This window comes from Pseudomonas sp. HMSC057H01 (assembly GCF_001836405.1).
In the GTDB taxonomy this organism is placed as follows: Bacteria; Pseudomonadota; Gammaproteobacteria; order Pseudomonadales; family Pseudomonadaceae; genus Pseudomonas; species Pseudomonas aeruginosa.
Window position 1 is genome coordinate 70333 of the sequence record NZ_KV828432.1, and the last position, 21706, is coordinate 92038.

Annotated in this window: 18 protein-coding genes and 2 pseudogenes; 6 read left to right on the forward strand and 14 right to left on the reverse strand. The window is 66.6% G+C overall.

Features of this window, described 5'->3' with window-relative positions:
- Positions 1 to 53: 53 nt before the first annotated feature.
- Positions 54 to 1736 (reverse strand): fatty acid--CoA ligase, encoded by a 1683-nt coding sequence (locus tag HMPREF2581_RS09885; RefSeq protein WP_003137739.1) that lies wholly within the window; start codon positions 1734 to 1736, stop codon positions 54 to 56.
- Positions 1737 to 1917: 181 nt separating this feature from the next.
- On the opposite strand from HMPREF2581_RS09885, the gene HMPREF2581_RS09890 reads away from it, so the two are divergent.
- Positions 1918 to 3093, forward strand: coding sequence for an acetyl-CoA C-acyltransferase (locus tag HMPREF2581_RS09890; protein ID WP_003137737.1), 1176 nt, complete (start codon positions 1918 to 1920; stop codon positions 3091 to 3093).
- 56 nt (positions 3094 to 3149) lie between these two features.
- Here HMPREF2581_RS09890 and HMPREF2581_RS09895 read toward each other — a convergent pair whose 3' ends face one another.
- Positions 3150 to 4331 carry an MFS transporter gene (locus tag HMPREF2581_RS09895; protein ID WP_003137735.1) on the reverse strand — a complete coding sequence of 394 codons (1182 nt, stop codon included), beginning with the start codon at positions 4329 to 4331 and terminating at the stop codon, positions 3150 to 3152.
- A 101-nt stretch (positions 4332 to 4432) separates the two neighbouring features.
- Between HMPREF2581_RS09895 and HMPREF2581_RS09900 the strand changes: the two genes are divergently transcribed.
- Positions 4433 to 5221 carry an AraC family transcriptional regulator gene (locus HMPREF2581_RS09900; RefSeq protein ID WP_003137733.1) on the forward strand — a complete coding sequence of 263 codons (789 nt, stop codon included), beginning with the start codon at positions 4433 to 4435 and terminating at the stop codon, positions 5219 to 5221.
- A gap of 274 nt (positions 5222 to 5495) precedes the next feature.
- Here HMPREF2581_RS09900 and HMPREF2581_RS09905 read toward each other — a convergent pair whose 3' ends face one another.
- From HMPREF2581_RS09905 to cioA, 3 genes are read right to left on the reverse strand one after another with little or no spacing between them, the layout of a single operon-like run.
- Complete coding sequence (locus tag HMPREF2581_RS09905) at positions 5496 to 5666, reverse strand: DUF2474 domain-containing protein (RefSeq protein ID WP_003132613.1); 171 nt, start codon at positions 5664 to 5666, stop codon at positions 5496 to 5498.
- Between the two features lie 13 nt (positions 5667 to 5679).
- Complete coding sequence (gene cioB, locus HMPREF2581_RS09910; protein ID WP_003093053.1) at positions 5680 to 6687, reverse strand: cyanide-insensitive cytochrome bd quinol oxidase subunit II; 1008 nt, start codon at positions 6685 to 6687, stop codon at positions 5680 to 5682.
- Positions 6688 to 6690: 3 nt separating this feature from the next.
- Complete coding sequence (cioA, locus tag HMPREF2581_RS09915; protein WP_003093054.1) at positions 6691 to 8157, reverse strand: cyanide-insensitive cytochrome bd quinol oxidase subunit I; 1467 nt, start codon at positions 8155 to 8157, stop codon at positions 6691 to 6693.
- Positions 8158 to 8594: 437 nt separating this feature from the next.
- Here cioA and HMPREF2581_RS09920 point away from each other — a divergent pair, with 437 nt between their 5' ends.
- The 3 genes from HMPREF2581_RS09920 (at position 8595) to betT (ending at position 12675) form a co-directional block, all read left to right on the forward strand.
- Positions 8595 to 9374, forward strand: a complete 780-nt coding sequence (locus HMPREF2581_RS09920) for a MetQ/NlpA family ABC transporter substrate-binding protein (RefSeq protein ID WP_003093057.1) — start codon at positions 8595 to 8597, stop codon at positions 9372 to 9374.
- Positions 9375 to 9549: 175 nt separating this feature from the next.
- The gene (locus HMPREF2581_RS09925; RefSeq protein WP_003093063.1) at positions 9550 to 10524 is read left to right on the forward strand and encodes a sigma 54-interacting transcriptional regulator; all 975 of its coding nucleotides are present in this window, start codon (positions 9550 to 9552) and stop codon (positions 10522 to 10524) included.
- A 189-nt stretch (positions 10525 to 10713) separates the two neighbouring features.
- Positions 10714 to 12675, forward strand: coding sequence for a choline BCCT transporter BetT (betT, locus tag HMPREF2581_RS09930; RefSeq protein ID WP_003119234.1), 1962 nt, complete (start codon positions 10714 to 10716; stop codon positions 12673 to 12675).
- A gap of 107 nt (positions 12676 to 12782) precedes the next feature.
- Here the strand turns inward: betT and HMPREF2581_RS09935 are convergent, their stop codons facing one another.
- From HMPREF2581_RS09935 to HMPREF2581_RS09960, 6 genes and pseudogenes are all read right to left on the reverse strand, one after another.
- A complete protein-coding gene (locus HMPREF2581_RS09935; RefSeq protein ID WP_003137730.1) occupies positions 12783 to 14819 on the reverse strand; it encodes an OPT family oligopeptide transporter in 2037 nt (678 codons plus the stop codon).
- 162 nt (positions 14820 to 14981) lie between these two features.
- A complete protein-coding gene (gene tauD, locus HMPREF2581_RS09940; protein WP_003137729.1) occupies positions 14982 to 15815 on the reverse strand; it encodes a taurine dioxygenase in 834 nt (277 codons plus the stop codon).
- Positions 15816 to 15921: 106 nt separating this feature from the next.
- Positions 15922 to 16740 carry an ABC transporter permease subunit gene (locus HMPREF2581_RS09945; protein WP_003114312.1) on the reverse strand — a complete coding sequence of 273 codons (819 nt, stop codon included), beginning with the start codon at positions 16738 to 16740 and terminating at the stop codon, positions 15922 to 15924.
- Complete coding sequence (locus tag HMPREF2581_RS09950; RefSeq protein ID WP_003137728.1) at positions 16730 to 17521, reverse strand: taurine ABC transporter ATP-binding protein; 792 nt, start codon at positions 17519 to 17521, stop codon at positions 16730 to 16732. Before HMPREF2581_RS09950 ends, HMPREF2581_RS09945 begins: the two co-directional genes overlap by 11 nt.
- Positions 17522 to 17584: 63 nt before the next feature.
- A complete protein-coding gene (gene tauA / locus HMPREF2581_RS09955; RefSeq protein ID WP_003114314.1) occupies positions 17585 to 18598 on the reverse strand; it encodes a taurine ABC transporter substrate-binding protein in 1014 nt (337 codons plus the stop codon).
- A gap of 263 nt (positions 18599 to 18861) precedes the next feature.
- Positions 18862 to 18984 (reverse strand): annotated as a pseudogene (locus HMPREF2581_RS09960) (acyl-CoA dehydrogenase); the annotation flags it as partial.
- A gap of 324 nt (positions 18985 to 19308) precedes the next feature.
- On the opposite strand from HMPREF2581_RS09960, the gene HMPREF2581_RS09965 reads away from it, so the two are divergent.
- Complete coding sequence (locus HMPREF2581_RS09965) at positions 19309 to 19635, forward strand: HU family DNA-binding protein (RefSeq protein ID WP_223198316.1); 327 nt, start codon at positions 19309 to 19311, stop codon at positions 19633 to 19635.
- A 123-nt stretch (positions 19636 to 19758) separates the two neighbouring features.
- Here HMPREF2581_RS09965 and HMPREF2581_RS09970 read toward each other — a convergent pair whose 3' ends face one another.
- The 3 genes and pseudogenes from HMPREF2581_RS09970 to HMPREF2581_RS09980 all read right to left on the reverse strand — a co-directional run.
- Entirely contained in the window at positions 19759 to 20355 is a 597-nt protein-coding gene (locus HMPREF2581_RS09970) for an HAD family hydrolase (RefSeq protein WP_003137727.1), read from the reverse strand.
- Positions 20352 to 21221 carry an acyl-CoA thioesterase II gene (gene tesB / locus HMPREF2581_RS09975; protein WP_003093084.1) on the reverse strand — a complete coding sequence of 290 codons (870 nt, stop codon included), beginning with the start codon at positions 21219 to 21221 and terminating at the stop codon, positions 20352 to 20354. Before tesB ends, HMPREF2581_RS09970 begins: the two co-directional genes overlap by 4 nt.
- A gap of 33 nt (positions 21222 to 21254) precedes the next feature.
- Positions 21255 to 21706 (reverse strand): annotated as a pseudogene (locus tag HMPREF2581_RS09980) (SagB/ThcOx family dehydrogenase); the annotation flags it as partial.

A 21706-nucleotide genomic window follows, 5' to 3' on the forward strand; every position in this document is an offset into this window, starting at 1 on the left:
AGACCAAGCGTTTGCTTGGCCTCCGGGCGTTTCAGCGGTGTAGGAAAGCCCCGTCAGACGGTCGACAGGAAGGCGCTGCCAGCTTCCTGCCACTGGGCGATCTCGATACGGATGCGCTTCTTGTCCAGCTTGCCGACGCTGGTCTTGGGAATATCGGTAACAACCGCGATCTGCGAGGGGATCGCCCACTTGTTGATGTTGCCCTGCTCGACGAAAGGCTTGAGGTGCTCCTTCAGGCCCCGGGCGTCCAGTTGCTGGCCCTCGCGCACCACCAGCAGGGCGAACGGGCGCTCGCCCCATTGCGGATCGGGCACCCCGACCACCGCCACTTCGCGTACCGCCGGATGGCGGCTGATCAGGTCTTCCAGCTCCAGGGAGGACAGCCACTCGCCGCCGGTCTTGATCACGTCCTTGATGCGGTCGCGGATCTCGATGAAGCCCATGCCGTCCAGGGTCGCCACGTCGCCGGTGTGCATCCAGCCGCCGCGCCACAACTCCTCGCCGCGCTCGGGTTCGCGGAAATACCCCTGGGTCAGCCATGGCGAGCGCAACACCAGCTCGCCCTGGGACTCGCCGTCGGCCGGGAGGAAGCGGCCCTGTTCGTCCATGATCGCCGCATCCACCAGCGGCACCGGCACGCCGGCCTTGATCCGGTAGGTGGTGCGCTCGTCCTCGCTTCCGGCCAGCAGTTCGTCGTTGAGGTAGGCGCAGGAAATCAGCGGACAGGTCTCCGACATGCCGTAGGCGGCGGTCAGCTGGATGCCGCGCGCCTTGGCCGCCTCGTAGAGCGAGCGGTTCAGCGCGCTCCCGCCGATGATCACCTTCCAGCCCTTGAAGTCCACGCCCTGGGCGGCCCTGGCGTTCATCACCATCTGCAGGATGGTCGGCACGCAGTGGGAGAAGGTGACCTTCTCGCGCTTCCACAGTTCGACCAGCAGTTCCGGATCGTAACGCCCGGGATAGACCTGCTTGACCCCGAGCATGGTCGCCACGTACGGAGTGCCCCAGGCGTGGACATGGAACATCGGGGTGATCGGCATGTACACGTCGCTGGTACCGAGCAGGCGGATGCTGTCCAGGCTGCCGATGGTCGAAGCCATCGCCAGGGTGTGCAGGACCAGTTGCCGGTGGCTGAAATACACACCTTTCGGATTGCCGGTGGTGCCGGTGGTGTAGAAGGTGGTGGCGATAGAGTTCTCGTCGAAATCGGGGAAGTCGTAGCGCGGGCTGGCCGCGGCCAGCAGCGACTCGTATTCGCCGACCAGGCCGGGCAGTTCCGCGCTCTTCTCCGCGCCGTCGGTGAGCAGGATGGTCCGCTCCACCGTGGCCAGCTGCCCCGCCACCGCCTGGTAGAGCGGGACGAACTCGCTGTTCACCAGCACGAAGCGATCCTCGGCGTGGTTCATGGTGTAGAGGATCTGCTCCGGGGAGAGGCGGATATTGATGGTATGCAGCACCGCCCCGATCATCGGGATGGCGAACATGCATTCCAGGTAGCGATGGCTGTCCCAGTCCATCACCGCCACCGTGTCGCCGGCCTTCACCCCGGCCTCGCTGAGTACGTTGGCCAGGCGCGCGACGCGCTCGTTGAAGGTGGCGTAGCTGTAGCGCAACTGGTCGCGGTAGACGATTTCATGACTCTTTTCGTAACGACGGCCGGAAAGCATCAGGCTCTTGATCAGCAACGGATACTGATAAGCGCCGGCGGCGGCCGGGATGAGACGGGTCTTCAGCATGGGGCGTACACCTGGGAGCGGGTTCGTTGTCAGGATGAGGCCGACTCTAGAGCCGTCGGCGGGCTTTGTTCATCAGTCAAAAGAGTGATTTGCCCCGTGACCTTTCGGAGCCTCCCGGTCACAAGATAGAATCCGCCCACTGAATCGTTCAGACCCTATCCAGAACAAGAGGTAACGTTCCATGTCCGATATCGTCATCGTCGCCGGCGCCCGTACTCCTATGGGCGGCTTCCAGGGCAGCCTGACCGGCGTTTCCGCGGTCGACCTGGGTGCCGTCGTGATCCGCGAAGCGGTGCAGCGCGCCGGCATCGCCGCCGAGGACGTACAGGAAGTGATCATGGGTTGCGTCCTGCCCGCCGGCCTGAAGCAGGGCCCGGCCCGCCAGGCCGCGCTGGCGGCCGGCCTGCCCGCCGCCACCGGCTGCACCACCATCAACAAGCTGTGCGGCTCCGGGATGAAGGCGGTGATGCTGGCCCACGACCTGCTCAAGGCTGGCACCAACCAGGTGATGGTCGCCGGTGGCATGGAAAGCATGTCCAACGCGCCCTATGTCCTGGAGAAAGCCCGCAGCGGCCTGCGCATGGGCCACGGCGAGATCAAGGACCACATGTTCCTCGACGGCCTCGAGGACGCCCGTACCGGCCGTTTGATGGGTTCGTTCGCCCAGGAGACCGCCGACAAGTACGGCGTGACCCGCGAGGAGATGGACGCCTATGCCATCGAATCGCTCAAGCGCGCCCAGGCCGCCATCGCCGATGGCTCGCTGGCGGCGGAAATCGTCCCGGTCACCGTCACCAGCCGCAAGGGCGAGAGCGTGGTGAAGGACGACGAGCAACCGCTGACCGCCAACCTGGAGAAGATCCCGAGCCTCAAGCCGGCGTTCCGCAAGGACGGCACCATCACCGCCGCCAATGCCAGCTCGATCTCCGACGGCGCCTCCGCGCTGGTCCTGATGACCGCCGAGGAAGCCCAGCGCCGTGGCCTGAAGCCGCTGGCGCGAATCGTCGGCCATGCCACCCAGAGCCAGGACCCGAGCGAGTTCACCCTGGCGCCGATCGGCGCGATGACCAACCTGTTCGCCAGGACCGGCTGGAACAAGGACGACGTCGACCTGTTCGAGATCAACGAAGCCTTCGCCATGGTCACCATGCTCGCCATGCGCGAACACGGCCTCGATCATGCCAAGGTCAATGTCTATGGCGGCGCCTGCGCCCAGGGCCATCCGGTCGGCTCCACCGGCTCGCGGATCATCCTCACCCTGATCAACGCCCTGCGCCAGAAAGGCGGCAAGCGCGGCGTCGCCTCGCTGTGCATCGGCGGCGGCGAAGCCACCGCCGTGGCGGTCGAACTGCTCTGATACGGCGTTGAGCCATCGGCGCCCGGCCGGCTCGCACTGTCCGGGCGCCCTCTTCCTCAGGTGCCCACCGCGGCGCTGCGCGCCGGACGCGGAAACACCAGCGCCGCGGCGAAGGTCAGCGCGGCGAAGCCCGCCAGTACCAGGTACAACCCCAGCAGCCCCTGCCGTGGCTCCAGGTAGGCGATCATCGGGATCGCCGCCGCGCTGGCGCCGAACGACAGGAAATAGCGCAGGGCGAAGACCCGCGCCTGCCACTGCGGCGCGACGAAGTGGGCGACCATCGCGTCGTTCACCGTCACCTGGCCGAACACCGCGAACATGAACAGCGCGCCGAACAGTACCACTGCGCTGCCGTGGCCGTAGGCCAGGGCCAGCAGCAGCGGCACCTGGCAGAAGGTGAGGAAGACGAACGGCAACTTCAGGTTCAGGCGATCGATCAGGCGGCCCATGATCAGTTGCGCCACCGCGCCGAAGGCATAGGCCAGGCTGACCACCACGCCAAGGGTCTGCGGCGACGCCAGCCAGTCGCTCAGGCGCTCCTGGAACAGCTTCGGGTAGGTCACGGTGCTGGCGTTGAACACCACCCCGCCGGTGGCGGTGACCAGCGCCAGCACGCCGAACACCCGGCGCATCGACAGACCCTCGCTGTCCTCGCCACGCGCCGCGGCCTTGGCCGACAGGTGCGGCGATGGCTCCTCGCGCACGCAGAAGAAAAAGCCGATGCCGAGCAGGATGGCCACCCCGCCGGGCAGGATGAACGCCGCACGCCAACCGAAGTGCGCGGTGAGAAAGCCGGTAAGCAGCGCGGCGAAGGCGACCCCGAGGTTACCCCACATACCGTTGATGCCGATCTCGCGGCCGCGGTTCTCCGCGTGTGCCACCAGCATCGCGGTGCCGACCGGGTGGTAGATCGCGGCGAATACCCCGATCAGGGTCAGCCCGGTCACCAGCATCGGTACGCTGCCAGCCAGCCCGGTGAGCAGTGCGGCGGCGCCGATACCGAAGAAGAACAGCAGCATCATCCGCCGCCGGCTCCAGGTATCGCCCAGCCAGCCGGCCGGCAGCGAACAGGCGCCGAAGGCGATGAAACCGCCCAGCGACAGGCCGATCAGACCGGCGTAGTCGAGGTCGAAGCTGCCGGCCATGCCGAGCACGGCGGCGGGGAAGATCAGCATGAACATGTGGTCGATGACATGCGCGGCGTTGATGAAGCGGATAACGGTTCGAGGTCGGTTCATGGCGTGCGGTCTGAATGGTCGGTGAGGAATGGGCGTCATGACCCGGGCATGATAGGTTGACCGAAAAGCGCAGACAGGACAGCGAGGTCATCGAAACGGACATGCTGATCGAGCACCGCCCGGACGGCCTGCTGGCCGCCATCTCCCTCGACTTCCCCGACAGCCATCACCTGGGGCGGCATTTCCACCCGCAGGCGCAGTTCCTCTACGCCGCTCGCGGCCTGATGCGCCTGGCCACCCACCACGGCGCCTGGGTGATCCCGCCGACCCGCGCGGTATGGATTCCGCCCCGGGTGGAGCACGAGATATTCATGTCCGGCGAGGTGCACATGCGCACCCTGTTCATCGAGCAACCCGAAACGCCGACACCGCTAAGCGACTGTTGCGTACTGGCGGTGACGCCGCTGCTGCGGGAAATGATCCTGCGCGCCATCCACCTCGAGAGCCAGCCGCGCCTGGACGACTTCCGCCAGCGCCTGCAAGGGCTGATCCTCAGCGAGATCGCCAACCTCGAACGGATGCCGCTGTACCTGCCGATGCCCCGCGACCGCCGCTTGCAGGCGATCTGCCAGGCATTGCTGAAACAGCCGGAACTGGGGCTGACCCTCGATGACTGGGGCCTGCGGGTCGGCGCCAGCTCGCGCACCCTGGCGCGGCTGTTCGCCCAGGAATTGCAGATGAGCTTCCATGAGTGGCGCCAGCAACTGCGCCTGACCGAAGCCCTGCCGCGCCTGCTGGCCGGCGACAGCGTGCAGGTGGTCGCCCGCGACCTCGGCTACGGTAGTACGCGGGCCTTCAGCAGCATGTTCCGTCGCCTGCTCGGCGAAACCCCGCGCGACTACCTGGGGCGACTGGAGCAACTGGCACGGGTCAGGGGCCGCGAGGACTGATGCCCCACGGCGCAACGCCAAGCCATGGCAATTCGGCGGATAACGCCTGCGTCGTTATCCGCCCTACCAAGGCGCCGCTAGGGCGCATCCGCCGCCAAGGCTCCCGTAGGGCGCATAACCGCAGCGCGGTTATCCGCCATGGTGCAAGGCGGGAACGCGAGGATTGACGCCCTACGGCGCAACACCGAGCACTGGCGGATCGGCGGACAAAAAGAAGCCCTCCAGCGGAGGGCTCTCGGAAAAGGGCGCCGGAGCGCCCGGATGGGATCGTCGATCAGTGCGGGACGCCCAGCCCCGCCGCGCTCATGAACAGGCGCATCAGCCAGGCGGCGACGCCCAGGGCCAGCACGCTGGCGGTCCAGATGCCCGCCAACCAGGCCAGGCGTCGCCAGAGCGGTGGTTTGGCCGCGTTATCTCGTTCGGGATGACTCGGCGTACGGACCATATGCGGCGCCTCCTCAGTGATAGCCATCGCCGTGCTTCACCTTGCCGCGGAACACGTAGTAGCTCCAGGCGGTGTAGCCGAGGATGAAGGGAATGATGAACAGCGCGCCGACCAGCATGAAGCCCTGGCTCTGCGGCGGCGCCGAGGCCTCCCAGATGCTCACCGCCGGCGGGATGATGTTCGGCCACAGGCTGATCCCCAGGCCGCTGTAGCCGAGGAAGATCAACACCAGGGTGAGCACGAACGGCTTCACGTGGTCGTTGTTGGCCACCGAGCGCAGCAGCGCATAGAAAGTCACCAGGACCAGGATCGGCACCGGCAGGAACCAGAACAGGTTCGGCAGGCTGAACCAGCGTGCGGCGATCTCGGCATGGGCCAGCGGCGTCCACAGGCTGACCACCCCGATGATCGCCAGCAGCACCAGCGCCAGCGGGCGCGCCAGGTCGTGCATGCGCTCCTGCAGGCGGCCTTCGGTCTTCATGATCAGCCAGGTGCAGCCAAGCAGGGTGTAGGCGACGATCAGGGCCAGGCCGCAGAACAGCGGGAACGGCGCGATCCAGTCCAGCGAACCGCCGGCGAAGCTGCGGTTCTCCACCGGGATGCCTTCGATGAAGGCGCCCAGCGCCACGCCCTGGAAGAAGGTCGCCACCAGCGAACCGCCGATGAACGCCTTGTCCCAGATGTGCTGCTTGGCCGGCTTGGCCTTGAAGCGGAACTCGAAGGCGACGCCGCGGAAGATCAGCCCGACGAGCATGAAGATCAACGGCAGGTAGAGCGCCGACAGGACCACCGCGTAGGCCAGCGGGAAGGCCCCGAACAACGCCGCGCCGCCCAGCACCAGCCAGGTCTCGTTGCCGTCCCAGACTGGCGCCACGGTGTTCATCATCACATCGCGGTCGCCGCTGTCCTTGAAGAACGGATAGAGCATGCCGATGCCCAGGTCGAAGCCGTCCATCACCACGTACATCATGATGCCGAAGATGATGATGACCGCCCAGATGAGGGGAAGATCGATACCCATGTCTCAGTTCCTCTTGTCCTGGTCGCGGTCGGCCGCTTGCGCGTGGCCGTCGTGCTCTTCGTCGAAACCTTCGCCGGCGGCCGACAACGGCCGCGCCGGCGTGCGCTTCTGCCCGGCGCCTCCCGGGTTGGTCTCGCGTCCCTCATGGGTGACCGGGCCCTTGCGCACCAGGCGCATCATGTAGCCGATACCGACGCCGAACAGCGAGAAGTACACCACCACGAAGGTCAGCAGGGTCAGGCTCATCTGCGTCACGCTCTGCGCCGAGGAGGCGTCGGCGGTGCGCATCAGTCCGTAGACCACCCAGGGCTGGCGGCCCATCTCGGTGGTGAACCAGCCGGCGAGGATCGCGATCAGGCCGGACGGTCCCATCAGCAGGGTCAGGCGCAGGAAGGCCTTCGAGTTGAACAGCTTGTCCTGGCCGCGCCAGCGCAGCCACAGGCTCCAGACGCCGACCAGGATCATCAGCATGCCGAGGCCGGCCATGATCCGGAACGACCAGAACACCACGGTGGAGTTCGGCCGGTCTTCCGGCGGGAAGTCCTTCAGCGCCGGGATCGGCTCGGTCAGGCTGTGCTTGAGGATCAGGCTGCCGAGCACCGGGATCTCCACCTTGAAGCGGGTTTCCTCGCGCTGCATGTCCGGCCAGCCGAACAGGATCAGCGGGGTCGGCTCGCCGCTGCTGTTGTCCCAGTGGCCTTCCATCGCGGCGATCTTCGCCGGCTGGTGCTCCAGGGTGTTGAGGCCATGGGCGTCGCCGATCAGCGCCTGTACCGGGGCGACGATCAGCGCCATCCACATGGCCATCGAGAGCATCTTGCGGATCGCCGGGTTGTCGCGCCCGCGCAGCAAGTGCCAGGCGGCCGAGGCGCCGACGAAGAAGGCGGTGGCGAGGAACGCGGCGACCGACATGTGCAGCAGGCGGTAGGGGAACGACGGGTTGAAGATCACCGCCACCCAGTCCACCGGGATCACCCGGCCGTCGACGATCTCGAAGCCCTGCGGGGTCTGCATCCAGCTGTTGGAAGCGAGGATCCAGAACGTCGAGATCAGCGTGCCGATCGCCACCATCACCGTGGCGAAGAAATGCAGGCCCGGTCCCACGCGGTTCCAGCCGAACAGCATGACACCGAGGAAACCGGCCTCGAGGAAGAACGCGGTGAGCACCTCGTAGGTCAGCAGCGGACCGGTGATGGACCCGGCGAAGTCGGAGAAATGGCTCCAGTTGGTGCCGAACTGGTACGCCATGACCAGCCCGGACACCACGCCCATGCCGAAGTTGACCGCGAAAATCTTCGACCAGAAATGATAGAGGTCGCGGTAGACCTCTTCGTTCGTTTTCAGCCAGAGGCCTTCCAGTACGGCCAGGTAGCTGGCCAACCCGATGGTGATCGCCGGGAAGATGATGTGGAAGGACACGGTGAACGCGAACTGGATGCGGGCAAGGTCGATAGCCTCCAATCCGAACATGGCAACTCCTCTTCAGGTTCTCGGCCCTTCCGGCTTACGTGCGGATTCGGCCGTGCTTCCTCACGCGCAACGCTACGCAAGGTTTTGGAACACATCCTTCAGCTATCGTTCTTGTCATTGGAAAGCGACCGCAGCCCTGGATGGCAGGAATGCGGGAAGGGTCGCAAGCAGATTCCCGGACCACCCGCCTTGATGCAGAGCAATTCGGTACGAAAATCTTACCCGTTAGCCTAGACCGTCCTGCTGTGGTCGGTTGTCGCGAGACAAATTGCCTCAGCTCTCGCATATTCATTAATAGAATATAAAAATAAATAAATAATATTTTTATGGAATAAAAAGAGTCGCTACTCTCCCCTTCAAGCCGCCCCTCGCGTGTTGGCGCCCCTCCTTCACCGCCCTGCGCGCAGCGGCGGACATCGCCCTACAAGGATCGAAGAATGAAAAAACTGCTCCTGCTGACTGCCCTGGCCTCCGTCATCAGCGTTTCCGCCAGCGCCGCGGAAAAGCTCATCGTCGCCGCCACGCCGATCCCCCATGCGGAAATCCTTGAGCTGATCAAGCCGACCCTGGCGAAGGAAGGCGTCGACCTGCAGATCAAGGTGTTCACCGACTACGTGCAGCCCAACGTGCAGGTCGCCGAGAAGCGCCTGGACGCCAACTACTTCCAGACCCTGCCGTACCTGGAGAACTTCAACAAAGGCAAGGGCACCAACCTGGTCACCGTGGTCGGCGTACACGTCGAACCCTTCGGTGGCTATTCGAGGAAATACAAGTCGCTGGCCGAGCTGCCCGACGGCGCCACCGTCGCCATCCCCAACGAAGGCAGCAACAGCGGGCGCGCCCTGCTGCTGTTGCAGAAGGCCGGCCTGCTCAAGCTGAAGGACCCGAACAACGCCCTGGCCACGCCCAAGGACATCGCCGAGAACCCGAAGAACCTGAAGTTCAAGGAACTCGAATCGGCCCTGTTGCCACGCGTGCTGGACCAGGTCGACCTGGACCTTATCAACACCAACTACGCGCTGGAGGCCAAGCTCAACCCGGCCAAGGACGCGCTGGTCCTGGAAGACCGCGACTCGCCCTATGTGAACTACCTGGTGGCGCGTCCGGACAACAAGGACAGCGACGCCCTGAAGAAGCTTTCCGCCGCGCTGACCAGCCCGGAAGTGAAAGCCTTCATCGAGAAGAAATATGCCGGCGCGGTGGTCCCGGCCTTCTGACCCCAGCCCGTCCCGACTCCCACGCTGGGCGCCGTTGCAGCGCCCCTTGTTCACGCCGGTGTCGCATGGCTTGCACCGGCGTTTCTTTTTCCGCAACGGCCCCCGCCCGCAGCCGTCCCGGTCCGTCGTCGCGGCGCAGGCGCTGGAGGCGCCCCGTGCCGTCAAGGAGTTACCCATGAGCGAGAAACCACGCCCCGCGCCGTTGACCTTCCCCGACGCCGACCGCAGTCCGCTGAGCATCCGCGCCAAGGCCCTGGTGTTCTTCGACCCACGCTCGCACCGGGTCCGCGAAGAACTCGAGCGCCTCGCGCCGCAGGGCCAGCCGGTGCTGATCGAAGGCGAGACCGGCACCGGCAAGGAGCTGCTCGCCCGGCAGATCCACCGCCACAGCGAACGCGCCGGTCTGTTCGTCGCGGTCAGTTGCAGCGCCCTCAGTCGCAACCACGCCGAAGCCGAGCTGTTCGGCTACGCCCCCGGCGCCCACAACGGCCCGGTCGGCAGCCGCGCCGGCTGGTTCGGTTCGGCCAATGGCGGCACCCTGTACCTGGACGAGATCGGCGACCTGCCGCTGACGTTGCAGGCCAGGCTGCTACAGACGCTGGAGGAACGCGAGGTGCTGCGGGTCGGCGCGCAGCAGCCGATTCCCCATGACGTGCGCCTGGTCACCGCCACCAGCGTCGACCTGGACCAGGCGGTGCGCGCCGGCAAGTTCCTGGCCGGCCTGCAGCAGTACCTGCACGACGGCCGCCTGAGCCTGCCGCCATTGCGCGAACGTCCGGGAGACATCCTGCCGCTGGCGGAATACTTCATCGGCGTCTATGCCCAGCGCCTGGACCTGCCGGTGCCGGCCATCGGCGTGGAAACCCAGCGGGTCCTCGAGAGCTATCCCTGGCCAGGCAACATCCGCGAGCTGGAAAACGTCGTCCACTTCGCCCTGCTGGTCAGCGACAAGGAAGAAATCCTGCCGCAGCATCTGAATTTTGGCGGGGCAACGCCAGACCCATCGCTGGCCGGTCTGCGGCGCCTGCTCGGCCAAGCCAGAGCGCCGTCGCTGGAGCAGGTACAGGCCCTGCTCCTGCAACTGGCCACCGAGCAGGCAGGCGGCGACGAGGAGGCGGGAAGGCGGCGCCTGGGACTGGCGGCGAACTGAAGGAATCCTTCGGCGAACGTGCGGGAAAAGCGCGGCGCCGAAGGCTTCCATACGTCCGAAGGATTGGCTCCCGAGCCCTTGATCGTGTTTATATTGAACGCTTGATCAAATTAAGGACGAGGAGACCAGCCTGTTTTGACTGACGCACAATCGCCCTCCGCCACCCCCTCCACCCCCACGCCCATCCGCATGAATCCCCCGGTGTTCTACGGTGCGGCGATCCTGATCCTGCTGTTCGCCGCGGTGGTCATCGGCTTCCCCCAGCGCGCCGGCGAATGGCTGCTGGCCGCACAGACCTGGGCCTCGCAGACCGTCGGTTGGTACTACCTGCTGGCGATGACGCTGTACCTGATCTTCGTGGTGGTCACCGCGCTTTCCGGCTACGGCAAGATCAAGCTCGGTGCCGACCACGACGAGCCGGAATTCAGCTACCTGTCCTGGGCCGGCATGCTGTTCGCCGCCGGCATCAGCATCACCCTGTTCTTCTTCTGCGTATCCGAGCCGTTGACCCACTTCCTCCAGCCGCCGCAAGGCGAGGCCGGAACCCAGGAAGCCGCGCGGCAGGCCATGGAACTGCTGTTCCTGCACTGGGGCCTGCACGGCTGGGGCGTGTTCGCCCTGGTGGCGATGGCCCTGGCCTACTTCGCCTACCGCCACAACCTGCCACTGGCCCTGCGCTCGGCGCTCTACCCGTTGATCGGCAAGCGCATCAACGGGCCGATCGGCTACACGGTGGACTGCTTCGGCATCATCGCCACGGTGTTCGGCCTCGGCGCCGACATGGGCTTCGGCGTGCTCCAGCTCAACTCCGGGCTGGACTACCTGTACGCCATCCCGCATACCCACCCGGTGCAGATGGCGCTCATCGTGCTGATGATGGGCGCGGCGATCTCGGTGGCGGTCTCCGGGGTCGACAAGGGCATCCGCATCCTCTCCGACATCAACATGCTGCTGGCCTGCAGCCTGCTGCTGTTCGTGCTGTTCGCCGGTCCGACCCAGCACCTGCTCAACACCCTGGTGCAGAACGTCGGCGACTACCTCGGCCACCTGCCGGGCAAGAGCTTCGACCTCTACGCCTACGGTGGTCCCAGCGACTGGCTGGGCTCGTGGACGGTGTTCTACTGGGCCTGGTGGATCGCCTGGGCGCCCTTCGTGGGCCTGTTCATCGCGCGCATCTCGCGCGGCCGGACGATCCGCGAATTCGTCTTCGGCGTGCTGTTCATCCCGCTCGGCTTCACCCTGGCGTGGATGTCGATCTTCGGCAACAGCGCCCTGGAGCAGGCCCTCGGCGGCGCCAGCGAACTCGGCCGGGTGGCCATCGAGCAGCCGTCGATGGCCCTCTACCAGATGCTCCAGAACTACCCCTGGAGCCGCGCGGTGATCACCGTCACTGTGCTGGTCAGCTTCGTCTTCTTCGTCACCTCGGCGGACTCCGGCACCGTGGTCCTCTCCACCCTCTCCGCCCACGGCGGCAGCGCCGACGACGACGGACCGAAGTGGCTGCGGGTGTTCTGGGGCTCGGTCACCGCGCTGGTCACCGGCGGGCTGCTGTTCGCCGGCAGCATCGACGCGCTGAAGTCGGCGGTGGTGCTGACCTCCCTGCCCTTCTCGCTGATCCTGCTATTGATGATGTGGGGCCTGCACAAGGCCTTCTACATGGAGTCGCAGCGCCAGCGGGCGCGGAGCCACTCCCTGGCGCCGCTGATGAGCGGCAACGGCAAGCGCTCCGGCGGCTGGAAGCGACGCCTGTCGCAGGCCGTGCACTTCCCCTCGCGGGACGAGGTGTACCGCTTCATGAACGACGTTGTGCGCCCGGCGATCAGCGAGGTTTCCGAGGTGTTCCGCGAGAAGGGCCTGGCGGTGGACGCCCAGCTCGACCCGGGCAACGCCTCGCTGAGCCTGGAGATCGGTCATGGCGAGCAGCATCGGTTCCTCTACCAGGTGCTGATGCGCGGCTACTTCACGCCGTCCTTCGCGCGTGCCGGCATGGGCGGCCTGCACCTGAAGAATCGCCGCTACTTCCGTGCCGAGGTGCATCTCGCCGAAGGTAGCCAGGACTACGATCTGATGGGCTACACCAAGGAGCAGATCATCAACGACATGCTCGACCAGTACGAGCGGCACCTGCAGTTCCTGCACCTGGTGCGTTGAGTGCAGGAAAAGGGGGCGCGCAGGGCGCCCCTTCCCTCATCCTCCGTCCCTGACCGCAGGGAATGACGCTAGCGGCAACATCCCCTCCCCGTGCAGCCACGAATCCCTCAGCGCGCCAGCACTCGCCGGTAGAACAGCACGCAGATCGCGACGAATACCACCAGTCCCAGCCACTGGGCGATGCCCGCGAAGCCGGCGCCGGCCAGCGCCAGCGGCGCGTCCTCGCCGGTGGCGCCGATCACCCCGGCGAGCAGGATGCCCATCAGGCTCTCGCCGACGATCAGCCCCGAGGCCAGCAGCACGCCGCGTCGCTTCGGCTCTTCGGCATAGGTCTCTTCGTCGACCCCGGCTGCCGCCGCGCGCTTCTTCAGGGCATTTTCCAGTAGCCAGGAAATCAGCGCGCCGACCACCAGGGTCATGCCGATGGTCGGCGGCAGGTAGATCCCCAGGCCCACCGCCAGCACCGGCAGGCAGGCCTTGCCGGTACGGCGCAGGAGCAGGTCGACGAGGATCAGGGCGATGCCCAGGGCGACGCCGATGAGAATCATGTTCCAGTTCAGCGCGTCGTGGAAAATCCCGCTGGCGATCGCCGTCATCAGGGTCGCCTGCGGCGCGGCCAGGGCCTGGCCGGGGTCCATTCCCTCGCGCGGCAGGGCCCCGGTGAAGCCGTAGGCGCTGTAGAGCAGTTCCAGCACCGGGGGGATCACCAGCGCGCCGACGATGCAGCCGACGATCAGCGCGACCTGCTGGCGCCAGGGCGTGGCGCCGACCAGGTAGCCGGTCTTGAGGTCTTGCAGGTTGTCGTTGGAGATCGCCGCGATGGCCAGCACCACCGAGGTGGTGAACAGCGCCAGGGCGATCGCCAGCTTGCCGTTCTGGCGGTCCAGCAGGCCGCCCTCGATGCTGCCGAAGCCGAGTATCAGCAACGACACCAGGATGACCGCGATGATTCCGATCCCCGAGATCGGACTGCTCGACGAACCGACCAGGCCGGCCATGTAGCCGCAGGCGGCGGCGATCAGGAAGCCGAAGAAGAAGGCGAACACCACGCATACCGCCACCAGGCTCCAGAACTGCGGGCTGGCCATGTCCGGCGCGGCGGCACCGAGGAAGTGGCTGAAGACCACGAACAGCGAGACCAGCAGTATCCCGGCGATCAGCAGGATCCACTTGGCCGGCATGTCCAGCTCGGTGCGCAGGCTGCTCGCCTGGCTATTGCCGCGCACTGCCCCGAGGGAGGCCCAGACGCCCCGCACCATCGGCTTGAACAGGGTCGCCAGGGTCCACAGCGCGGCCACGCCGATGGTGCCGGCGCCGAGGAAGCGCACCTGCGAACTCCACAGTTGGGTGGCCAGGTCCGACAGGCTCTGGCCGTCGGCCGGCACGCTGTTGACGGTCAGCAACGGCACCGCGACGCCCCAGGAGATCACCACGCCGATGAGGATCGCGATGCCGGCGGTGATGCCCATCAGGTAGCCGGCACCGACCAGAGCCAGGGAAAAACCGGTGGAAAGGCGGAACGCCGCCTGCCCGGCACTGAGCCAGACGCTGAAGCCTTCGGCGAGAACCTTGAAGCCGCTGCTCCAGAGGCTGAACAGCGCCGCCACCAGGCCGCCGCCGAGGATGTCGTAGAGCCCCGGCGCGTTACCGGCGGCACGCGGCGCGCGGGCGTCTTCCTCGTCCTCGGCGCCGTCGCTGCCGACCCGGAGGATTTCCGCCGCCGCCACCCCTTCCGGATACGGCAGTTCGCTCTGCACCACCATCACCCGGCGCAGCGGAATGGTATAGAGCACCCCGAGAATGCCGCCGATGGAGCAGATCGCCGCGGTCTGCCAGAACGGGAAGCCACTCCAGTAGCCGATCATCAGCAGGCCGGGAAGGATGAAGATGATCGAGGACAGAGTGCCGGCCGCCGAGGCCTGGGTCTGCACCATGTTGTTCTCGAGGATGTTGGCGCCGGAGAAGTAGCGCAGGACGGCCATCGAGATCACCGCCGCCGGGATCGACGAGGCGAAGGTCAGGCCGACCTTCAGACCGAGGTAGACGTTGGAGGCGGTGAAGACCACGGTGATCAGCGCACCGAGGATCAGGCCACGCAGGGTGAGCTCTGGCAGGGTCAGCTCATCCGGGATGCGTTCTTGCATGGATGAAAACTCTCGAAACAATTGGACCCGCCAAGCTTAGGCGAGAGCGGCACGCCGGGACACGACAGCGAATGTCGCAGAGGCGACCTTTTCGAGAGGAAAAGCTGGCGGAACGGACAGTTGCCGGCGCGGGCCGCCGGAGGAAGCCCGCGCGCGGCGTCGTCAGAAGGGCTTGTCGCCGAGGATGGTGGCGCGATGCATGACCCGCCGCTGTGGCCGGTAATCGTCCACCGCGTAGTGCTGCGTCACGCGGTTGTCCCAGAACGCCACGTCGTTTTCCTGCCAGCGCCAGCGCACGGTGAATTCAGGTCGCGTGGCATGGGCGAAGAGGAACTTCAGCAGCGCATCGCTCTCGGCCGGCTCCAGTTCGTTGATGCGGGTGGTAAAGCCATCGCTGACGAACAGGCCCTTGCGCCCGGTGAGCGGATGGGTGCGCACCACCGGATGCGAGCGCGGCGGATTCTTCAGGCGGGCCTCCTCCAGGCGCGCCAGGTCGGCCTCGGTGACGCCGAAGCGCTCGCGGGGGAAGGACTTGCCGATGTCGTGGGTCGCCGTGAGACCGTCCAGCAGACGCCGCAGCGGCGCCGACAGCGCCTCGTAGGCCGCCGTGCTGCTCGCCCAGAGGGTGTCGCCGCCGTACGGCGGCAATTGCTTGGCGGCGAGCACGGCTCCCAGCGCCGGGGTCTCGAGGAAGGTCACGTCGGTGTGCCAGATGGCATTGTCGCGCACGTCGGTGACCGCGGTGTCGAGGACGATGACCTCCGGCTGCTCCGGCACGCTGGGGTAGATCGGATGGATGTGCAGGTCGCCGAAGCGGGCGGCGAAGCGCGCCTGGCTCCTGGGTTCCAGCGACTGGTCGCGGAAGAACAGCACCTGGTGTTCGAGCAGGGCCTGCTCGATGGCCCGCTGGCCGGCGTCGTCCAGCGGCGCGCCGAGGTCGATGCCGGAAACGATGGCGCCCAGGGCCGGGCTGATGGGTTGGATGGTCAGGCTCATGTCGTGCTACTCGTCGGGCAGGTTGCGGGCGCGCCCTGCGCGCCCTCGCTCCGGCCTTCGCCGCGTGGGTGAAGGTCGGTTCGGAAATGACTCGGGACTCTCGCGCTCAACCCCAGGCGGCGAAGCGCCGCTGGACCCAGCGCAGCCCCAGTTCGAAGGCCAGGGCGATGGCGGCGATCAGCAGGATGCCGACCACCACCACGTCGGTGGCGAGGAATTGCGCGGCGGACTGGACCATGAAGCCGAGGCCGCGGTTGGCCGCGATCAGCTCGGCGGCGACCAGGGTCGACCAGCCGACGCCGAGGGCGATGCGCAGGCCGGTGAGGACCTCCGGCAAGGCGCTCGGCAGGATCACGTAGCGCACCACCTGCCAGCGGCTGGCCCCCAGGCAGCGCACCGCCTGCACCCGCGATCGGTCGACGCGACGCACGCCGGCGGCGGTAGCGATCAGCAGCGGCGCGAACAGCGCCAGGTAGATCAGCAGCACCTTGCTCAGCTCGCCGATGCCGAACCAGATGACGATCAACGGCAGGTAGGCCAACGGCGGGATCGGCCGGTAGAACTCCACCAGCGGATCGAGGGCCGCTCCGGCCAAGGGGTTGAGGCCCATCAGCACGCCCAGCGGGATCGCCGTCAGCACCGCCGCGCCGAGCGCCAGGAGCACCCGCAGCAGACTGGTGCCGACGTGTTGCAGCAGGCTGGCATCGAGGTAGCCCTCCTGCCATAGCCGTTGCAGGGCTTCGAAGAGCTGTTCGGGCGCCGGCAGGAACAGCACGTCGACCCAGCCGAAACGGGTCGCCGCCCACCACAGCAGGGCCAGGGCCAGCACGCTGGCACCGGCGGCCCAGCGCCGACGGTCGCCGGGCAGGCGCCGCTTGCGCGGGACAGGATTGGCGACGGCGAGTCCGAGGGTATCAGTGGGCATGTTCGGCCTCCGCGACATCGAGGAATTCGTCCAGCAACGCCTGGCGCAAACGGCCGAACTCGGGATCGGACTTGATCGAACGCACCGTTTCGCCGGCGGCGTAACGCCGCGCGAAGTCCACCGGCAGGCGCTTGACGATGCGCGCCGGCGGGCCGTCCATCACCACCAGGTCGGTAGCCAGGAACAGGGCTTCGTCGACGCTGTGGGTGATCAGGAAGAGGCCCTTGCCGGTCTGCTTCCACAGGTCCAGCAGGAGCACCTGCATGCGCTCGCGGGTCAGCGCGTCGAGCGCGCCGAACGGCTCGTCGAGCAGCAGGAAGTCCGGCTCGACCGCCAGCGCGCGTGCCAGCCCGAGGCGTTGCCGCTGGCCGCCGGAGAGCTCGGCGACGGACTGCTCGGCGTACTCCTGGAGGCCCACCAGTTGCAGGACCTGGCGCGCCCGCGCGGTGCGCTCGGCCTTGCCCAGGCCACGGATGCGCAGGCCCAGGGCGACGTTGTCGAGGGCGTTGAGCCAGGGCATCAGGGCGTCGTCCTGGAATACCACGCCGCGCTCGCCGCCAGGCCCTTCGAGTGTCCGGCCGTCGATCTGCACGCGTCCCTGGTCCGGCGTCTGGAAACCGGCGAGGATGTTCAGCAGTGTCGACTTGCCGCAGCCCGAAGGACCCAGCACCACCAGCGACTCGCCCTTGGCAAGGCCCAGGCTGAGATCGCGGAGGATGGCGCGGCGCTGGCCGCGCTGTTCGAATGAGAGGCTGATCGCCTCGGCCGTCAGACGGCTCATGTGTTCTGCCCTCCGTAGGGTAAGAAAGCCTCCGCTTCGACAGGCGGAGCGGAGGCGCGGAATTCAGCGCTGGCCGACCTGGACCTGCTCCGCCTGGCGCACGAAGTCGGCGCTGACGTAGGGCGAGTAGTCGCCGAGGACGGCCGGCACGCGCTTCTGTTCCTTGAGGAATTCGGCAGTGCCGGCGATAGCCTTGGCGGTGCCGCCGCCGAGCAGGTCGGCGGACAGTTGCGCCTGGCTTTCCGGGAAGGTCGAGCCGGCCAGCAGTTCGGGGACGTCCCTGGGATCGGCGCCGGTCAGCCGGGCGATCTTCTTCACCGGCTCGGAGTCGGCGGTCCATTCGGCCTTGTGCGCGTTGTAGTCGGCGAAGGAATCGAGGCTGACGCGGGCGAAGCGGGCGACGATTTCAGGATGCTTCTCGGCGAAGTCCTTGCGCGCCACCCACACCTCGAAGGTCGGCGCACCCCACTGGCCGACTTCGGCGGCGTCGGTGAGGACCTTGCCGCTTTTCTTGATCTCGCCCAGCGCCGGCGACCAGACGAAGGCCCCGTCGATGTCGCCGCGACGCCAGGCGGCAGCGATCTCGGCCGGGTTGAGGTTGACGATCTTCACCTTGGACGGATCGATCTGCCAGTGCTTGAGGGCGCCGAGCAGGCTGTAGTGGGAGGTTGAAACGAACGGGGTAGCGATGGTCTTGCCGACCAGGTCCTCGGGTTTCCCGATCCCGCTTCCATTGCGCACCACCAGCGCCTCGGCGGCGTTGATCTGCGCGGAAACGATGAAGGCGACGATCGGCAGCTTCCGCGAGGTCGCCGCTGCCAGCGGGCTGGACCCGATGTTGCCGAGTTGCAGGTCTCCGGAGGCGAGCGCGGCGATCACTTCCGGACCGCTGTTGAAGCGGCGCCAGTCGATCTTCTCGCCGATGGCTTTCTCGTACAGGCCATCGGCCTGGGGCACCTTGGTCGGGTCGATGCCGGTCTGGTAGCCGACCGTGATGTCGGCGGCCTGGGCGGCGACGGAAAGGCTGGCAAAGGCCAGGGCTGCCACCAGGCGGTGCAGGGAATTCGGGCGTTTCATCGGGCGAACCTCGGAGGCAACGGTGCCGCGCTCCGGAGGAGAACGGACCAGGGACGGGCAATGGGTGGCGACAGCGAGTCCGGTGGTCCGGTGCGATGCAGATTACAGATATAAAAAACTCGATATAAATAATATTTTGGAATTAGTTTATGAGCGCGAATGCGCACCCGGATGCCCTTCCGCCCTTGCTCCATGCAACCCCGTCCCTACAGGGCAGCGCCCAGCAGACGGGCTTCCAGGGCCTGTCGGCGCAGGCAGGCAAGCAGCCCGGCGAACGCGCGCGGCACTGCCAGCGCCAGCAGTCCACTGTCGCGCAGGCTTGCCGCCCAACCGGCCATGGGTCGCGGTGTCCTGGGGTCGGGCGAGTGGAGCCGGGCTTCGCTCATGCGGCACCTCGAACGGGGAGCGAGGGCCAGGCGTTGGCGCGAGGTAAGCAGGCTCTGGTGATGGAAAGGGACGGGATGTCCTGCTTATAACCCTAATGGATGAAACCCTAACCTATAAATAACCAATAATCCTTAACTAAGAACCGGAGGCATGCGCCCCTGGCAGAACCATGAGGATGCGTCGGGCAACCGACGCCGGCATCATTCCGGACAGCCGCGAAAACCTCTGTAACGGCTCTGTCATGCGCGTCGTGCGAGGAAACAAATAAGCGGAGAAAAGGGAACCTTATTCGCGCCAAGCTGTTTAAAATCACGCCCGTTTCTGTGCGAGGCCCCTCGCGCAGTCTTTTACCAAGGAGCTACACCACCATGGCACTGACCAAAGACCAACTGATCCAGGACATCGCCGAAGCCATCGACGCGCAGAAGACCACCGTTCGCAGCGCACTCGACCAGCTCGCCGAGATCGTCAAGGACGCCCTGGAGAACGATGGCGAAATCACCCTGCCGGGTATCGGCAAGCTGAAGGTCTCCGAGCGTCCCGCGCGCACCGGCCGCAACCCGCAGACCGGCAAGGCGATCGAGATCGCTGCCAAGCGTGTAGCCAAGTTCGTTCCGGCCAAGGCGCTGACCGACGCGATCAACGGCTGATAACGGCCGCCGCATCCCGCACGGATGCGCAGGAAAAAAGCGCAGGAGCCTGGCCTCCTGCGCTTTTTTCGTTTTCGGGGAGCCGCTGGCGCTGCCGCCCTCGAGGTTTTCCGCCGGATATTCCTACGGCGTTTGCAGTTGCTCGAGCAACGCATGGCAATCGGCAGCGTGCCAGTCGGCCAGCTCCGGCCAGGGGTTTTCCGGCAGGTTGACCAGCACCGTGCGACTACCCGCGGCGCGTCCGCAGTCGAGGTCGAAACGGTAGTCGCCGACCATCACCAGCTCCGCCGGCGTCACGTTCCAGCGTCGGGCGATGCGCAGCAAGCCATCAGGGTCCGGCTTGGGCCGCGCCTCGCCGCGCCCGAGGATGTGCTCGGTGGGGAAGCAGCCGCCCAGGCCGATCGCTTCGAGGGTGATCAGCGCCAACTGGTGGTCGTTGCGGGTCAGGATGCCCAGGCGCACGCTGCGCCGCTGCAACTCGCGCACCAGTTCCAGTGCGCCCGGCGCCGGCCGCGCGGCCTCGGCCAGGGCGCGCTCGTGTTCGAGCAGCCAGGCGTGCTTGGCCGCCGCCTCAGCCTCGGGCAGGGCGGCGAGGTGCAGCAGGATGTCGTCCTGCTCGGGGATGTCCAGCGCTCGGCGGATCGCCGGGAAGTCGTGCACGGCCCGGGTCAGGGTGCCGTCCATGTCGAACACCCAGTGGCGGATGTCGGCCAGCCTCACGCCCAGTCCTCACGCTTGCGGATCAGGCCTTCCTGGCTCGACGAGGCGACCAGCTGGCCGCTCTGGTTGAAGATGCTGCCGCGCACGAAACCGCGTGCGTTGCCGGCCCAGGGGCTGTCGATGGCGTAGAGCAGCCACTCGTCCGCGCGCAGGTCGCGGTGGAACCACAGGGCGTGGTCGAGGCTGGCGACCTGCATGGTCTTCTGCCACACCGAAACGGCATGGGGCTGCATCGAGGTGGTAAGGAAACCGAAATCCGAGGCGTAGGCCAGCAGGTACTTGTGCAGCGCCGGGACGTCCGGCAGCTTGCCGTCGGCGCGGAACCAGAGGTACTTCACCGGTTCGTCGGGCTGCGGGTCGTAGGGGTCGTGCTGGGTGACCGGACGAATCTCGATGGGCTTCGGATACAGCAGCTTGTCGCGGATGCGCTCGGGAATCCGCTCGGCGCGCTGGCGGGTCAGCTCCAGCTCCGAAGGCAAGTTATCCGGGCCGACCACCTCGGGCATCTCGATCTGGTGGTGGAAACCTTCCTCGTCGTACTGGAAGGAGCTGCTCAGGGTGAAGATCGGCTGGCCTTTCTGGATCGCGGTGACCCGGCGGGTGCTGAAGCTGCCGCCGTCGCGCACCCGGTCCACCTGGTAGACCACCGGCATGCTGGCGTCACCGGGACGCAGGAAGTAGCCGTGCATGGAGTGTACGTGGCGATCGTCCTCCACCGTCTGGCTGGCCGCCGACAGTGCCTGGCCCAGGACCTGGCCGCCATAGAGCTGGCGGAAGCCGAGATCCTGGCTCATGCCCCGGAACAGGTTCTCCTCGATGGGTTCCAGGCTCAGCAAAGCCACCAGGTTGTCCAGTATCTGGGTCATGGGGTGTTTCCTCGAATTCGGGCTGTCGACGGGCTAGTCGCGGCGCAAGGCCGGGTACGCGGGCATGTTGCAAAGACGAGTGTCCCACACCGCGCGGCCGAGGGTGAAATGGTAGAGACTGGCCATGGACTCATCCGTTAGTCCAAGCAGCTCATGCACCAGGGGGTCGTAGTAGCAGCCGATACCCGTCCCAGACAGCTCGGCGGCCTCCGCCTCGAGGTAGAGCAACTGGCCGAGCTGCCCGCATTCCCAGTACAGCCGCGGATAGCACCAGGGACCTTCTTCGAGCGCCGCGCCGAGATGGGCGAGCATGGCGAGCGCGACGCAGCCGTCGCCGGCGATGTCCTGCTGGCAGGAGAGATACGCCGACAGCGCGCGCGCATCGCCTTCCTGCAACAGGTACAGCGGCAACTCCGGATCGACGCGCTGCCAGAGGAAGTCCTCGCGCATCGGCGGCCGCCGCAGGCCGCTGCGATCCAGCCAGT

What these genes read in the sequence shown, in the direction of transcription:
- HMPREF2581_RS09885 (WP_003137739.1), bottom strand. Translation starts at nt 1,736, where the DNA reads ATGCTGAAGACCCGTCTCATCCCGGCCGCCGCCGGCGCTTATCAGTAT.
- HMPREF2581_RS09890 (WP_003137737.1), top strand. Translation starts at nt 1,918, where the DNA reads ATGTCCGATATCGTCATCGTCGCCGGCGCCCGTACTCCTATGGGCGGC.
- HMPREF2581_RS09895 (WP_003137735.1), bottom strand. Translation starts at nt 4,331, where the DNA reads ATGAACCGACCTCGAACCGTTATCCGCTTCATCAACGCCGCGCATGTC.
- HMPREF2581_RS09900 (WP_003137733.1), top strand. Translation starts at nt 4,433, where the DNA reads ATGCTGATCGAGCACCGCCCGGACGGCCTGCTGGCCGCCATCTCCCTC.
- HMPREF2581_RS09905 (WP_003132613.1), bottom strand. Translation starts at nt 5,666, where the DNA reads ATGGTCCGTACGCCGAGTCATCCCGAACGAGATAACGCGGCCAAACCA.
- cioB (WP_003093053.1), bottom strand. Translation starts at nt 6,687, where the DNA reads ATGGGTATCGATCTTCCCCTCATCTGGGCGGTCATCATCATCTTCGGC.
- cioA (WP_003093054.1), bottom strand. Translation starts at nt 8,157, where the DNA reads ATGTTCGGATTGGAGGCTATCGACCTTGCCCGCATCCAGTTCGCGTTC.
- HMPREF2581_RS09920 (WP_003093057.1), top strand. Translation starts at nt 8,595, where the DNA reads ATGAAAAAACTGCTCCTGCTGACTGCCCTGGCCTCCGTCATCAGCGTT.
- HMPREF2581_RS09925 (WP_003093063.1), top strand. Translation starts at nt 9,550, where the DNA reads ATGAGCGAGAAACCACGCCCCGCGCCGTTGACCTTCCCCGACGCCGAC.
- betT (WP_003119234.1), top strand. Translation starts at nt 10,714, where the DNA reads ATGAATCCCCCGGTGTTCTACGGTGCGGCGATCCTGATCCTGCTGTTC.
- HMPREF2581_RS09935 (WP_003137730.1), bottom strand. Translation starts at nt 14,819, where the DNA reads ATGCAAGAACGCATCCCGGATGAGCTGACCCTGCCAGAGCTCACCCTG.
- tauD (WP_003137729.1), bottom strand. Translation starts at nt 15,815, where the DNA reads ATGAGCCTGACCATCCAACCCATCAGCCCGGCCCTGGGCGCCATCGTT.
- HMPREF2581_RS09945 (WP_003114312.1), bottom strand. Translation starts at nt 16,740, where the DNA reads ATGCCCACTGATACCCTCGGACTCGCCGTCGCCAATCCTGTCCCGCGC.
- HMPREF2581_RS09950 (WP_003137728.1), bottom strand. Translation starts at nt 17,521, where the DNA reads ATGAGCCGTCTGACGGCCGAGGCGATCAGCCTCTCATTCGAACAGCGC.
- tauA (WP_003114314.1), bottom strand. Translation starts at nt 18,598, where the DNA reads ATGAAACGCCCGAATTCCCTGCACCGCCTGGTGGCAGCCCTGGCCTTT.
- tesB (WP_003093084.1), bottom strand. Translation starts at nt 21,221, where the DNA reads ATGACCCAGATACTGGACAACCTGGTGGCTTTGCTGAGCCTGGAACCC.